The following is a 14,189-nucleotide window of genomic DNA, read 5'->3' on the forward strand; positions in this document are numbered from 1 at the left end:
TCAGGGGACCTGGATGCTGAAGGTGATGCTCGCGGCCGGCGCGCTGCTCGCCCTGGCCGGATGCGCCAGCGTGGCGCCGCAGGACGCGACCGATGCGCCCCAGGCCTATGCCTGCGCCGGCGGCAAGGCCTTCACCGCCGCCTACGACCTCGCCGGCGACAAGGCGCGGGTGACGGCGGGCGGGCGCACCTACAGCCTGCGGCATGTCCGCTCCGGTTCGGGCGCGAAATACGCCGGCGGCGGGGTGGAGCTGTTCAGCCAGGGCGACGAAGCCACGCTGTCGGGGGCCGCCGGCGCGCCCTATCGCAACTGCAAGACCGGCTAGGTGGACGCCTTTCCCGCCTTCTTCCCGCTCAGCGGCCGCACGGTCGTCATCGCCGGCTCCGGCGAGGCGGCGCAGGCCAAGGCGCGCCTGCTTGCGGGCTCTCCGGCCAGGATCGTGCGGCTCGAGGGACCCGAGGCGGCGCTGGCGCAGTCCTATGCCGGGGCGGCGCTGGCCTTCGTCGCCAGCCCCGACGACGCCTTCGCCGAGGCCGCCGCCGCCGCCGCCCGCGCGGCCCACGTGCCGGTCAACGTCGTCGACCGCCCGCAGCTTTGCGACTTCACCACCCCGGCGGTGATCGACCGTGGCGAGGTGGTGGCCGCGATCGGCACCGGCGGCGCCTCGCCGATGCTGGCGACCATGCTGCGCGCCGACATCGAGCAGCGCGTGCCCGAGGGCGCGGGCCGGGTCGCGGCGCTGTTCCGCCTGCTGCAGGACGAGGTCCGCGCCGCCCTGCCGGAGCTGCACGCGCGCCGCGCCTTCCTGCGCGAGGCCCTGGCCGGCCCCGCCGCCGCCGCGGCCATGGCCGGCGACATGGACGGCGCGACGCGGCTGCTGCGCCAGGCCCTGGCCGGGGGCGTCGCCGCCCAGGGCCGCGTGCGGATCGTGACGGGACGCGGTCCCGCCGACCTGCTGACCCTGCGCGCCGTCCGCGCCCTGGCCGCCGCCGACGTGATCGTCGCGGGCCCGGACGCCGACCCGGCGATCCTGTCCCTGGCCCGCCGCGACGCCGAACGCCTGGAGCCTGGCGAAGCGACCGCGGATCGCCTGGTCGGCCTGACGCGCTCGGGCCAGACGGTCGCGCTGGTGATGACCGCGCCGCTCCCGCCGGCCGAGCTGCGGGCGCTGGAACAGGCCGGGACTCCGGTCGAGATCTTGCCGACGGCGGCGCCGTGAGCGGCCTGACGCCCGACGACGTCGCCGCGGTCCTGCTGTCGCTCAAGGTCGCGGCGGCGGCGACGCTGGTCGCCCTGCCCATCGCCGTGCTCGTGGCCCTGGTCCAGGCCCGCGGCCGGTTCGCCGCCCGGGTGCTGCTGGACGGGGCGGTGACCCTGCCGCTGGTGCTGCCGCCGGTCGCCACCGGCTATGTGCTGCTGCTGCTGTTCGGCAAGCGCGGGGCGCTGGGCGTGTGGCTGGAGAAGGTCGGGATCGTCTTCGCCTTCGACTGGACCGGCGCGGCGCTCGCCGCCGGGATCATGGCCTTTCCGCTGATGGTGCGCCCGATCCGCCTGGCCATCGAGGCCATCGACCGCGAGGTCGACGAGGTGGCGCTCACCCTGGGCGCGGGCCGGCTCGTCCGCTTCTTCCGGGTCACCCTGCCGCTGGCCCTGCCGGGCGTCGCGGCCGGCGCCGTCCTGGGCTTCGCCAAGGCGCTGGGCGAGTTCGGCGCCACCATCACCTTCGTGGCCGCCATCCCGGGCGAGACCCTGACCCTGCCGGCCGCCATCTATGCGGCGACCCAGTCGCCGGGCGCCGAGGCGCGGGCCGCCGCGCTCTGCATGGTGGCGGCGGTGATCGCGGTGGGCGCGGTGCTGGTCTCCGATGCGGTCGGGCGCTGGGCGGGCAGGGCGGCTCGCGGCGAGCGGATATAACTACCCGGATAATATTGACGGCATATTTTAACCGGGTAAAAAGCGCGCCTTCCCTGCTGGAGGGCGTCCCATGCCGTTCGACATTCCGCCAACCGCCGCCGCCGCCGTCGAGCGGGGCCTGACCGCCGCCTTCGGGGTCGGCCGGCCCGATGCGGTGAAGCCGCTGGGCGGCGGGCTCTCGGGCGCGCGGATCTTCAAGATCAGGGTCGGCGGCATCGCCTACCTGCTGCGGCTGGAGGTCGAGCGCGACGGGTTCCGCGACCCGGCCCGGGCCTATGCCTGCATGGGCGTCGCCGCCGCCGGCATGCTGGCGCCGCGGGTGCGTTACGCGAACGCCGATGACGGCGTGGCGATCATGGATTTCATCGAAGAGCGGCCGCTGTCGCTGGAATATCGCGGCTCGCACGACGATCTCGTGGTCGAGGTCGCCCAGACCGCCCGCGCCCTGCATGGCGGGCCGCCGTTCCCGCCGCTGGTCGACTATCTGGACGGGGTCGACGCCCTGATCGCCCGGTTCCAGGCGCGTGGGTTGGTGGCGCCCGAGGCGATGGGCGAGCTGCTGGCGCTGCATGGCCGCCTGCGCCGGGGCTACCGCACCGCCCCCGGCGACCTGGTCGCCAGCCACAACGACCTCAACCCGCGCAACATCCTCTATGACGGCGCGCGCCTGTGGCTGGTGGACTGGGAGTCCGCCTTCCTGGCCGATCGCTACGTCGACCTCGCGTGCCTGGCCAACCTGTTCGCCCACACCCAGGCCGACGAGGACCTGCTGCTGGCGACCTATTTCGGGCGGGTGGACGAGGAGATGCGGGCCCGGCTCTACCTGATGCGCCAGGTCAACCACCTGTTCTACGGCCTGGTGACGGCCGCCGGCGTCGGCGCCTCGATCCCGCGCGCGCCGACCCTGGACGGGCCGAGCCTGGCGCAGATCCATGACGCCCTGACCTATGGCGACTTCGACCTGGCGAGCGACGAAGGCCGCATGGCCTACGTCAAGGCGCGGCTGGCGGCGGCGCTGGAGGGCCTGCGCGCGCCAGGGTTCGAAACGGCGCTGGCCAGGCTCGGCTACTGATCGAGCGAGCGGCCCCGGGTCTCCGGCGCCAGCAGCAGGCAGACGATCACCGAGACCAGGGTGAAGGCGAACGGATACCAGAGCCCGGAATAGATGCGCCCGGTCGCCGCCACGATCGCGAAGGCGGTGAACGGCGTGAAGCCGCCGACCCAGCCTGTGCCGATGTGATAGGGCAGGGACATGGCCGTGTAGCGGATGCGGGTCGGGAACAGCTCGACCAGGCAGGCGGCGATCGGGCCGTAGAGCGCGGTCGCGGCGACCACGAAGACCAGCAGCACCGCGAAGGCGCCCGGCAGGTTCATGCGCTCCGGATCGGCCCTGGCCGGATAGCCGGCCTGCGCCAGGGCTGTCCTGATCTCGGCCTCGACCCCGGCCTTGGCGGTCTTCGCCGCCTCGCCGGCCAGGCCGACGGCGCTGGCCGACCGCACCTGGGCCGAGCCGATCCGCACCAGGGCCGGCGCGCCCGCCGCCCCGGGCTCGTTGGAGTACGAGACCCCGGCCCCGGCCAGGGCGTTCTTGGCGATGTCGCAGGACGACAGGAAGGCGGCCTTGCCGACCGGGTCGAACTGCAGCGAGCAGTCGGCGGGGTCGGCGATCACCACGATCGGGGTCCGCGCCTGCGCCTCGGCCAGGGCCGGGTTCAGGGTCTGCGACAGCATGTGGAAGCCGGGGAAGTAGGCGACCAGCATCAGGCTCATGCCAAACAGCATCACCGCCTTGCGGCCCACCTTGTCCGACAGCCAGCCGAACAGCACGTAGCCGACCGCGCTGACCGCGGTCGCCGACAGCATCAGCAGGTTGATGGTCTCGGGCGGGACCTTCAGGAACCGCTCCATGAAGGTCTGGACGTAGAAGAAGGCCGTGTACCAGACCGCCCCTTGCGCGAACATGATCGCGACCAGGGCCAGCAGCACGATCTTCAGGTTGCGCCACTGGCCGAACGCCTCGGCGAAGGGGGCCTTGGAGGCGGTTCCCTCGGCCTTCATCTTGGCGAAGGCCGGGCTCTCCGACAGCTTCAGCCGCATCCAGATCGAGATCGCCAGCAGGCCGGCCGAGAACAGGAACGGGATGCGCCAGCCCCACTCGTCGAACGCCTCGGGACCGAAGAACCGGCCCAGCACCAGGCGGGTGATCAGGATCACCACCAGCGCGCCGAACAGGCCCAGGGCCGCCGAGGTCTGCACCCAGCCGGTGGCCCGGCCGCGGCCGTTCGCGGGCGCGTGCTCGGCCACATAGATCGCCGCGCCGCCGTATTCGCCGCCCAGGGCGAAGCCCTGCACGATCCGCATCAGCACCAGCAGGGCCGGGGCCAGCAGCCCGACCTGGGCGTAGGTCGGCAACAGGCCGATGGCGAAGGTGGCCGCGCCCATCAGCACGACGGTGACCAGGAAGGCGCCCTTGCGCCCGGCCTTGTCGCCGATCCGCCCGAACACCAGCGCGCCCAGCGGCCGGAACAGGAACCCCGCGCCGAACAGGGCCAGGGCGGCGACGTAGCCGGCGGTCTCGGGCAGGCCGGAGAAGAAGGTCTTCGAGATCACCTGGGTCAGGCTGCCGAAGACGAAGAAGTCGTACCACTCGAACGCGGTGCCCGCCGACGAGGCCGCCACCACGGTGCGCAGGGACGCAGGCTTCTTGCCCGTCGCCAAGGCTACGTCCGCCATCCGTCGTCTCCCCCCGAAACTGGAGAAAGGCTAACTCGGCGAACGGCGATGTGGGAAGGGACCATCGCGGTCCCGACCGAGCGGCGGCGGAGCCCTACGCCACCGCGGCCGGCTGGTCGTCGTTGGCGCCGGGTTCGACCGCGGCCAGCCGGGCGATCTCGCTCAGCAGGGCGGCGGGCGAGATCGGCTTGCCGACCACCCCGTCCATGCCCGCCTCCAGATAGGCCGTCCGCTGATGGGCCAGCACATTGGCGGTCAGGGCCACGATCGGCGTGGCCGCCACCGCGCCGCCCATCGCCCGGATGCGGCGCGCGGCCTCCAGCCCGTCGATGCCGGGCATCTGCACGTCCATCAGGATCAGGTCGAAGGCGCCGCGCCCCGCGGCCTCGACGCCGAGATAGCCGTCGGCGGCGGTCTCGACCACGGCGCCCAGCTTTTCCAGCAGCTTGGTGGCGATCATCCGGTTGGTCGAATTGTCCTCGACCACCAGCACCCGCAGGCCGTTCAGCCAGTCGTCGGTGGTCTCCTCCGCGGCGATGGCGGCCTCGGAGGGCGCGGCGGAGACCTCCAGCCAGAACACCGATCCGACGCCTTCGGTGGAGGCGAAGCCGACGCCGCCGCCCATCATCTGGGCCAGCCGCTGGGTGATCGAAAGCCCCAGGCCCGAGCCGCCGAACTTGCGGGTGGTCGAGGCGTCGCCCTGGTCGAAGCGCTGGAAGATCCGCGGCTGCACGGCCTCGGGAATGCCGACCCCGGTGTCGGCGATCTCCAGCCGCAGCATCGGGGTCAGCGCCCCCGGGCGCATGGCGGCGCGGATGGTCACCTGGCCCTTCAGCGTGAACTTCACGGCGTTGCCGACCAGGTTGAACAGCGCCTGGCGCAGGCGCACCGGATCGGACACCACCCAGCCGACGTCGGGCGCGACGTCGACCACCAGCTTCAGGTTCTTGGCCTCGGCCTGCGGGCGCAGCAGCCGGGCGACGCCCTCGATCAGGGACCGCGGATCGACCGCTTCCTGCACCATCTCCAGGCGCCCCGCCTCGATCTTCGAGAAGTCGATGACGTCGTTGAGCAGCTCGGCCAGCATGGCGCCGCAGGACAGCGCGTCATCCAGCATCCGCCGGCCCTCGTCGGACAGGTTCTCGGATTTCAGCAGGTGCAGCACGCCCATGACGCCGTTCATCGGCGTGCGGATCTCGTGGCTCATATTGGCCAGGAACGCGGCCTTGGCCTCGCCGGCCGACTGGGCCGCGCGCTGGGCGGCGATCAGGTCCAGCTCCTGGCGCTTGCGCTGGTCGAAGTCCTGGACCAGGCCCACGCCCTTCAGCCAGCGGCCCTGCCGGTCGGTGGACAGGTGGTGGAACACCCGGACCCAGCGTTCCTGGCCCGAAGGCGTGTAGGTCCGCGCCTCGAACGCCTCGCCCGGCGCGCGCCGGCCGTTGCGGATGTCCCGGAAGGCCTGGCGCACATGCTCGACGTCGTCGGGATGGAAGCGCGGGAACCGCAGGCTCTGGGCGTCCTCGTAGCCGCCGATCCCCTTGCCCACCAGCTTCTCGAACTCGGGACTGGTCCAGAAGGTCTTCTGGACGTGGTCGATCTCATAGACCCCGGCGTCGGCGGCGTTGAGCGCCAGCTTCAGGCGCCGCGCATTGACCTCGGCCTCCTTGCGGGCCTGGGCCAGGGGGGTGATGTCGTCGACATAGCAGACCACGCCCTGCACCCGGTCCTCGGCGTCGCGCCAGGGCCGGGCCTGCCAGCGCACCCAGCGCCTCATCCCCTCGACGTCGGTGAGGCGGCCTTCGGTGACGGTGACCACCTCGCCGCTCAGGGCGCGCGGCAGCGCGTTCAGCAGCCGCTTGGGCGCCCGCGGATAGGTCTGGGCCAGGGTCAGCCCGATCTGTTCCCTGTCCTTCTGGGTGAAGATGTCGCGCCAGCTTCCGCTCATCACCAGGTAGCGCAGCCGGCGGTCGAAGATGGCCACTGCGAAGGGCGAGCTCTCGATGAGCTGCAGCATCTGCTGGTGGCCGCGGACCGCGCCGTCCCGCGCCTGCACCAGCTCGGTGATGTTCTGCATCACCCCGCGCAGGGCGTATTCGCCGCCGGGCCGCGGTTCGGTGCGGAAGGTGTTGCGCCAGTGGGACCAGCCGCCGGTCTTGTCCTTCAGCCGGTGCTCGAACGAGCCGGCCTTGCCGTAGAGGATGCCCTCCATGACCGCAGCGCGGACGCCGGCCGCCTCGTCGGGGTGCAGGACCGCGCCGACCTTGTCGATGTCGTCGATTTCGTCGTCGCGGTAGCCGGTCAGGTTCAGGATGTCCTGCGACCACTCGATGCAGTCGTGCTCGGGCTCGTAGGACCAGGTGCCGATCCCCGCCGCCTGCGACAGCAACTGTCCGGTGCGCTCGGCCGCGACCAGGCGCGCGTCGCGCTCGCGCTCGCGGGTGGCGTTGCGCATCATCCCGATCAGCTCGCCGTCGGCGGTCAGTTGGGCGCGGCCCTCGAACCAGCGCCAACTGCCGTCCTTGGCGCGGATGCGCGAGCCGTGGTCGCTGTAGCCGTGCTCCTTCAGGCGCTGCAGGTGCGCCTCGATGCTGGCTTCCTCGCCCGGATGGATGAAGTCGCGGGCGAACTGGCCGACGACGTCGGCCTCGGTCCAGCCGGTCTCCCGCTCGAAGGTGGGATTGACCAGCTTGAACTTCTTGTCCGCACCGATGACGAACATCACTTCGCGGCTGTTCTCGAACAGCCACTCGGTGATCGCCGCCGATTCCTGCGGTGTCCGCTTTGCGGCCATCGCCCCCCGTCCTCTCGTTCAGGGGAAGTTGTAACGCCGGTCGGTAAACGTAACGTTTGAGCCCGGAACTTTCTGAACGCGATAGTTGTGGGCTGAAACCGCCGCGCGAAGGCCTAGAACGCGTTCTCGCCGGTGATGGCCCGGCCCAGGATCAGGGCGTGGACGTCGTGCGCGCCTTCGTAGGTGTTGACGGTCTCCAGGTTCGCGGCGTGGCGCATCACGTGGTACTCGCCCGAAATCCCGTTGCCGCCGTGGATGTCGCGGGCCTCGCGGGCGATGGCCAGGGCCTTGCCGCAGTTGTTGCGCTTCATCAGGCTGATGGCTTCGGGGACCCAGGCGCCCTCGTCGAGCAGCCGGCCCAGGGCCAGCGCGCCCTCGAAGCCCAGGGCGATCTCGGTCTGCATGTCGGCCAGCTTCTTCTGGACCAACTGGCGGGCGGCCAGCGGGCGGCCGAACACCTTGCGGGTCTGGGTGTATTCCCTGGAGGCGTGCAGGCAGAACTCGGCCGCGCCCATCGCGCCCCAACTGATGCCGTAGCGGGCCTTGTTCAGGCACGAGAACGGGCCGCGCAGGCCGCTGACGTTCGGCAGCACCTGGTTTTCCGGCACGAACACGTCGGTCAGCGAGATGTCGCCGGTGACCGAGGCGCGCAGCGAAAGCTTGTTCTGGATCTTGGCGGTGGCGAAGCCCTCCGAGCCGCGATCGACCAGGAAGCCGCGGATCACGCCGTCCAGCTTGGCCCAGACCAGCGCCACGTCGGCGATCGGGCTGTTGGTGATCCACATCTTGGCGCCGTTGAGCACGTAGCCGCCGTCGGCCTTCTTCGCCACGGTGCGCATCGAGGCGGGGTCCGAGCCGCCGTCGGCCTCGGTCAGGCCGAAGCAGCCGACGATCTCGCCCTTGGCCATGCCGGGCAGGTACTTCATCTTCTGCTCTTCCGAGCCGAAGGCGTAGATCGGGTACATGACCAGCGAGGACTGCACGCTCATCGCCGAGCGGTAGCCGGAGTCGACCGCCTCGATCTCACGGGCGATCAGGCCATAGGCCACGTGGCTGACGCCGGCCCCGCCGTACTGCTCGGGCAGGGTCGCGCCCAGGAAGCCCAGGGCGCCCATCTCGGACATGATCTCGCGGTCGAAGCGCTCGTCGGCGAAGGCCGAGACCACGCGCGGCAGCAGCTTCTCGCGGGCGTAGGCGCGGGCGCTCTCCCACACCATCCGCTCCTCCTCGGTGAGGCGCGAGGCCAGATCCAGCGGGTCTTCCCAGTTGAAGGTCTTTTGCTGGTCGCCGGTGTCGAGGGCCATGTCGCGTTCTCCGAAAGGTGACGCGCGCCTTATGACCCCATTTTACGTGCCCGTGTAGACGCCTTTGCGCTTCTCGCGGAAAGCGGCGGCCTGTTCCCTGGCGTCGTTGACCGCGCGGCGGGCCACGGTGAGGCCCACGGACTCGTATTTCAGCGCCTGTTCCAGTTCGCTCTCCAGGCTGTGCTGCAGCACCCGCTTGGCCGAGCGGACGGCCAGCGGCGGCCATTGCGCCATCTGCTCGCCATAGGCCACGGCCGCCTCGACCAGGTCGCCGTCGGTCAGCCGGTTGAGCAGGCCCAGCGACAGCGCCTCCTGCGCCTCGACCATGCGGCTGGTGAAGATCAGGTCGGCGGCGGCCGCATAGCCGACGATGCGCGGCAGGAACCAGGAGAGGCCGGAGTCCGGCGACAGGCTGCGCTCGACGAAGGTGGTCTTGAACCGCGCGCCCGGCCCGCCGATGCGCACGTCGCAGGCCAGGGCCGCGCTCATGCCGGCGCCGGCGCAGACGCCGTTGATGGCCCCGATCAGCGGCTTGTCGAAATCGTGGAACAGCCGCGCCCAGCGCCCGACCCAGCCCATCTCGTCCAGCCGCTCGTTCTGGCTTTCGGCCGGCGGCGGCAGGCCCGCGGTCAGGTCCGCCCCGGAACAGAACCCGCGCCCGGCGCCGGTCATCACCAGGGCGCGGACGCCGTCGTCCTGCCGGGCGACGGCGAAGGCGGCGTGGACGTCGCGGCGCAGCTCGGCCGAGATGGCGTTGAGCTTCTCGGGCCGGTTGAGGGTCAGCACCCCGACCTGGCCGCGGGTTTCGTAGGTGATGGTCTCGTAGGCCATGGCGCCGCTCCCCGTTTTTCGGAAGTCTGCGCCCTGGCGGGGCGCGCGCCTAGACCTCGGCCCACATCCGCAGCAGGTTGTGATAGGTCCCGGTCAGCGAGACCAGCTCGGGCGCCCCGGCCCCGACCTTCAGCGCCAGTTGCTGGATGGCGATGTCCATCTGGAACAGCAGCGCGCGGCGGGCGTCCTCGCGCACCATGCTCTGGATCCAGAAGAAGCTGGAGGTGCGGGCCCCGCGGGTCACCGGCGTCACCTGGTGCAGGCTCGAGGCCGGATAGAGGATCATGTCGCCGGCCGGCAGCTTCACCTCATGGACGCCATAGGTGTCCTCGACCAGCAGGTCGCCGCCGTCGTACTCGTCCGGCTCGGAGAGGAAGAGCGTCGCCGACAGGTCGCTGCGGATCCGCACGCTCCCGTCGCGGCTCTGGCGGATCGAGTTGTCGATGTGGGTGGCGAAGGTCTGGCCGCCGCCATAGCGGTTGAACAGCGGCGGGAACACCGTCTGGGGCAGGGCGGCGGTGACGAACAGCGGGCTGCGCGACAGGGCGTCCAGGATCTTCTCGCCGGCGAAGCGGGCGGCGTCCGATCCCTCCGGCAGTTGCTCGTTGCGCTTGGCCAGGGCCGACTGCGTGCCCGAGGTCGCGTTGCCGTCGACCCACTGGGCGGCGTCGATCACCTGGCGCAGTTCGGCGACCTGCGCCTTGGTCAGGACCTCGGGGATATGCAGCATCATCGGGCGGGACCTTAAGTCGGTATGGCCGGAAGGTAAAAGGCCCCGCCCGGGGAAGGGCGGGGCCTCTCGGCGTCCGTTCCAGGTAAGGGAAGGCTAGAAGCGGGCGTTGAGCGTCAGGATCGCCTGGCGGCCCGGACCGTAGTCGGCATGGTGCACGCCGTTGGTCTGGGCGATGTACTCCTCGTCGCCGACGTTCTTGATGTTGAGCTGCAGGTCCAGGTTCTCGCGGATGCGGTAGGCCGCATACAGGTCGAACTTCCAGTAGGCCGGGGCGTAGACGCGGTTGGTCCCGCCGCCCGCGCCGCCCTGGTTGCCGCCGTAGCTGTCCGAGGCGTAGTAGGCGCCGCCGCCGAAGCTGAAGGCGTCGGTCAGGTTATAGGTCGTGAACAGGCTGAAGGTGTGTTCCGGGGTGTTGGCCAGTTGCTCGCCCTGGTTGACGCTGTTGTAGGCGCCGCGGACCAGTTCGCTGTCCATGTAGGTGTAGCCGCCGAACACCATCCATTCGGGGGTGACCCGGCCGGTGACGCCGATCTCCAGGCCCTGGACCATGGTCTCGCCGACCTGGGCGAAGACGCCGTTGGCGATCTGGATCTGGGCGTTCTCGCGGGTCATGTGGAAGATCGCCGCCGAGGCCGACAGGCGCTCGTTGAAGAAGGCCCACTTCACGCCGGCCTCGGCCGAGGTGATCTCTTCGGGATCCAGCAGCACGTTGGCGAGGTTGCCCTGGCCGTTGCCCGTGCCGGTGTTCTGGTCGCCGCCCGAGATGGTCGGCGGGGTCGAGGACGTGCCGTACGAGATGTAGAGGCTGCCGTTGGCGACCGGCTTGTAGACCAGGCCGACCTGGTAGTTGGTGAACTGCCAGTCGCCCTCGCGCGGGGTGATGGTCGTGCCGGTGATCACGCCCAGGGCGCTGGTCGCGGTCACGTCGCGGCCCTTGACCGCGTAGTCGTCGAAGCGGACGCCGAGGTTCAGCATCCACTTGTCGCCGAACGACAGGGTGTCGAAGGCGTAGACGCCGACGGTGTTGGTGTAGTTCACCGACGGGTCGGGACGGGCGATGATCCCCTGCCACGGGTCGCTGGGGTTGGGCGCATAGACGCGGGTGCAGTCGGCGACGCCGGCGGCGGTGGTCGCGCCGGTGAAGCCGGCCGGGCAGGCCGCGCCGGCCGTGGTGTAGATCACGTAGGAGGCGTTGCGGTTGGTCTCGCGCGACAGCTCCAGGCCGACGTCGTAGCTGTGCTCGATGCCGCCGGTGCGGAACTTGCCGTAGAAGTCGGTGACGTTGGCGACGGTGACCGCCTCGTTCCAGCGGGACTTGGTGCCGCGCTTCATCCACCATTCGCCGGCCACGAACTGCGCGGCGCCGCCGTCGCCCGGGTTGGTGACCAGGTAGTCGTTCAGGGTCTTGGCCACGCGGAAGGCGTTGCGGAAGGTGATCGCCTCGTTGATGTCGTGCTCGGCGATCAGGGTGGCGACGTCGGCTTCCGTCTTCTGGAAATCGCGCGCCTTGAGGCCGTAGAACGAGTCACGCGGCACGTCGAGGACGCCGCTGGCGGTGGTGCGCGGGGCGGTCGCGCCGCCGAGCTTGGTGTACAGCGGCACGCCGTAGTCGGGCATGTCGTTGCGGGTCAGGTGATAGTAGCTCGCGGTCAGGCGGGTGTCGGCGCCCAGGCCGACCGCGGCGCTGATCGCCGCGCCCCAGGCGTCGAAGTCGACGCTGTCGCGGCCGGGGACGTCGCCTTGCGTGCCCATCAGGTTGATGCGCACGGCGCTGGTCTCGCCGACCGGCAGGTTGGCGTCGACCGTGCCGCGCAGATAGCCGTCAGTGCCGGCGGCGGCGCTGGCGCTGATCGCCTGTTCCAGCTTCGCACGCTTGGTGGTCAGGTTGATCGAGCCGCCGCCCGAGCCGCGGCCGTTATAGGCGCTGTCGGGGCCCTTGATGACCTCGACCTGCTCGAGGTTGAAGACCTCGCGGACCTGGCCGCCGGAATCGCGGATGCCGTCGACGAAGATGTTGTTGCCCGAGGCCTGGCCGCGGATGAACGGGCGGTCGGCCAGCGGCTGGCCGCCTTCGCCGGCGCCGAAGGTGATGCCCGGCGAGGTGCGCAGCAGGTCCGACAGCGAGGTGGCGGCGGTCTGGGTGATCACCGCCTGCGGGATCACCGTCACGCTGCGCGGGGTGTCCAGCAGTTGGGCGGTGTACTTCGGCGAGCTCGGCTTCAGGGCCTGGTGACCCTCGACCTGCACGCCCGAAACCTCGGTCGGCGCGTCGGCCGCCGCGTCGTCGGCCAGCGCCAGTTGCGGCGCGAGCGCCAGGCCGGCCACGCCGGCGACCGCCGCCGGCGTCAGCGCCTTGCGTGCATAGGCGCGAACGCCGCCTGTCCGTCGATTGTCCACGGGAATGCCCCCTAAAATATGCGAATGAAACTGCGAGGCGTTATTAGTAATCGAGAAACAAACTAGCAATAATAATTATTCGCAATTGCGCCGGGTGTGTCGCGGAAGCCGCAGTGGCGCGATCGGCCCGCCACGGGCGGCGGCGCGCGGCGCCCTACTTCCGCTGGTCAATCGGCCGCCGTGGTGCTTTCAGTCCGGGGTCCAGCCTGGAGGCTCCATGATCATCCAACCTCGCGTTCGCGGCTTCATCTGCACCACGGCCCACCCGGAAGGCTGCGCCCGGAACGTCCGTGAGCAGATCGACCATGTGCGCGGCCGCGGGGCCATGGCGGACATGCCCCGGCGGGTCCTGGTGCTGGGCTGCTCCACCGGATACGGCCTGGCCTCGCGCATCGCCCTGGCCTTCGGCGGCGGGGCCAGGACCCTCGGCGTCTCGTTCGAGAAGCCGCCGAGCGAGAACAAGACCGCCAGCGCCGGCTGGTACAACAACCGCGCCTTCGAGAACGAGGCCCGCGCCGCGGGCCTGGACGCCCCGACCATCGAGGGCGACGCCTTTTCCGACGAGATCAAGCAGCAGGTCGCGCAGGCGATCCGGCGCGAGTTCGGGCAGATCGACCTGCTGGTCTACAGCATGGCCGCCCCGGTCCGGACCGATCCGCGCACCGGCGAGACCTACCGCTCCGCCATCAAGCCGCTGGGGGCGCCGGTGCGGCTCAAGACCCTCGACACCCAGAAGGGCGAGGTGTTCGAGGCCGAGTTCCAGCCGGCGACCGAAGAAGAGACCGCCGGGACCGTCAAGGTGATGGGCGGCGAGGACTGGGCCCTGTGGATCGACGCCCTGCAGGAGGCCGGGGTGCTGGCGCCGGGCTTCCGCACCCTGGACTTCACCTATCTGGGCTCGGAGATGACCTGGCCGATCTACTGGAACGGCACGCTGGGCAAGGCCAAGGAGCATGTCGACCAGACCGCCCGGGCGCTGCGCGAAAAGCTCGGGCCGGATGCGGCACGGGTCGTGGCGCTGAAGGCGGTCGTCACCCAGGCCAGCTCGGCCATTCCGGTGGTGCCGCTCTATGGCGCGGTGCTGTTTGCGGTGATGAAGCAGATGGGCCTGCACGAGGGCTGCATCGAGCAGATCGACCGCCTGTTCCGGACCAGGTTCGCCCTGGACGCCGCCACCGACGAGGCGGGCCGCCTGCGGCTGGACGACTGGGAGCTGTCCGAGCCGGTCCAGGCCGAGGTCGCGCGCCGCTGGCCGCTGGTCTCCACCGAGACCCTCGCCGAGCTGGCCGACCTGCCCGAGTACCAGGCCCAGTTCCTGCGGCTGTTCGGCTTCGGGCTCGCCGGCGTCGACTACGGCAAGGACGCCGATCCGATGGTGGTTCCGGCGCTGGGCTGACCTGGCCGCCCGTTCACCGAACTTTGTCGCGCCGCGGCGGCAACCCGTCGCCGGTCTGGCTGTTCCAGTGTCGTGGGTCTCGACAGGAAC

General features: G+C 70.8%; 11 protein-coding genes. 5 read left to right on the forward strand and 6 right to left on the reverse strand.

Features of this window, described 5'->3' with window-relative positions:
- Window positions 1-13: 13 nt before the first annotated feature.
- From RTL41_RS12040 to RTL41_RS12055, 4 genes are all read left to right on the forward strand, one after another.
- A complete protein-coding gene (locus RTL41_RS12040; protein ID WP_312164681.1) occupies window positions 14-325 on the forward strand; it encodes an MliC family protein in 312 nt (103 codons plus the stop codon).
- The gene (locus RTL41_RS12045) at window positions 326-1,219 is read left to right on the forward strand and encodes an NAD(P)-dependent oxidoreductase (RefSeq protein ID WP_312164683.1); all 894 of its coding nucleotides are present in this window, start codon (window positions 326-328) and stop codon (window positions 1,217-1,219) included.
- On the forward strand, window positions 1,216-1,914 hold the full coding sequence (gene modB / locus RTL41_RS12050; RefSeq protein ID WP_312164685.1) for a molybdate ABC transporter permease subunit: 699 nt from the start codon (window positions 1,216-1,218) through the stop codon (window positions 1,912-1,914). The genes RTL41_RS12045 and modB overlap by 4 nt, the downstream gene beginning before the upstream one ends.
- Before the next feature lie 70 nt (window positions 1,915-1,984).
- Complete coding sequence (locus RTL41_RS12055) at window positions 1,985-2,986, forward strand: phosphotransferase (RefSeq protein WP_312164687.1); 1,002 nt, start codon at window positions 1,985-1,987, stop codon at window positions 2,984-2,986.
- Here RTL41_RS12055 and RTL41_RS12060 read toward each other — a convergent pair.
- The 6 genes from RTL41_RS12060 to RTL41_RS12085 all read right to left on the reverse strand — a co-directional run bounded on the left by RTL41_RS12060 (window position 2,980) and on the right by RTL41_RS12085 (window position 12,703).
- The gene (locus tag RTL41_RS12060; RefSeq protein WP_312164690.1) at window positions 2,980-4,647 is read right to left on the reverse strand and encodes an MFS transporter; all 1,668 of its coding nucleotides are present in this window, start codon (window positions 4,645-4,647) and stop codon (window positions 2,980-2,982) included. The two genes, RTL41_RS12055 and RTL41_RS12060, sit on opposite strands and share 7 nt — an antisense overlap.
- Before the next feature lie 94 nt (window positions 4,648-4,741).
- Window positions 4,742-7,438, reverse strand: a complete 2,697-nt coding sequence (locus RTL41_RS12065) for a PAS domain S-box protein (RefSeq protein WP_312164693.1) — start codon at window positions 7,436-7,438, stop codon at window positions 4,742-4,744.
- Between the two features lie 113 nt (window positions 7,439-7,551).
- On the reverse strand, window positions 7,552-8,742 hold the full coding sequence (locus RTL41_RS12070) for an acyl-CoA dehydrogenase (protein ID WP_312164696.1): 1,191 nt from the start codon (window positions 8,740-8,742) through the stop codon (window positions 7,552-7,554).
- A 42-nt stretch (window positions 8,743-8,784) separates the two neighbouring features.
- The gene (locus RTL41_RS12075; RefSeq protein ID WP_312164699.1) at window positions 8,785-9,573 is read right to left on the reverse strand and encodes an enoyl-CoA hydratase/isomerase family protein; all 789 of its coding nucleotides are present in this window, start codon (window positions 9,571-9,573) and stop codon (window positions 8,785-8,787) included.
- A gap of 49 nt (window positions 9,574-9,622) precedes the next feature.
- A complete protein-coding gene (locus RTL41_RS12080) occupies window positions 9,623-10,306 on the reverse strand; it encodes a Fe2+-dependent dioxygenase (RefSeq protein WP_312164700.1) in 684 nt (227 codons plus the stop codon).
- 93 nt (window positions 10,307-10,399) lie between these two features.
- Window positions 10,400-12,703 (reverse strand): TonB-dependent siderophore receptor, encoded by a 2,304-nt coding sequence (locus RTL41_RS12085; protein WP_312164702.1) that lies wholly within the window; start codon window positions 12,701-12,703, stop codon window positions 10,400-10,402.
- Window positions 12,704-12,920: 217 nt separating this feature from the next.
- Between RTL41_RS12085 and fabV the strand changes: the two genes are divergently transcribed.
- Window positions 12,921-14,099 carry an enoyl-ACP reductase FabV gene (gene fabV, locus RTL41_RS12090; RefSeq protein ID WP_312164704.1) on the forward strand — a complete coding sequence of 393 codons (1,179 nt, stop codon included), beginning with the start codon at window positions 12,921-12,923 and terminating at the stop codon, window positions 14,097-14,099.
- Window positions 14,100-14,189 lie beyond the last annotated feature (90 nt).

Origin of the sequence: Phenylobacterium sp. (assembly GCF_031984885.1) — a bacterium.
Taxonomy (GTDB): Bacteria; Pseudomonadota; Alphaproteobacteria; order Caulobacterales; family Caulobacteraceae; genus Phenylobacterium.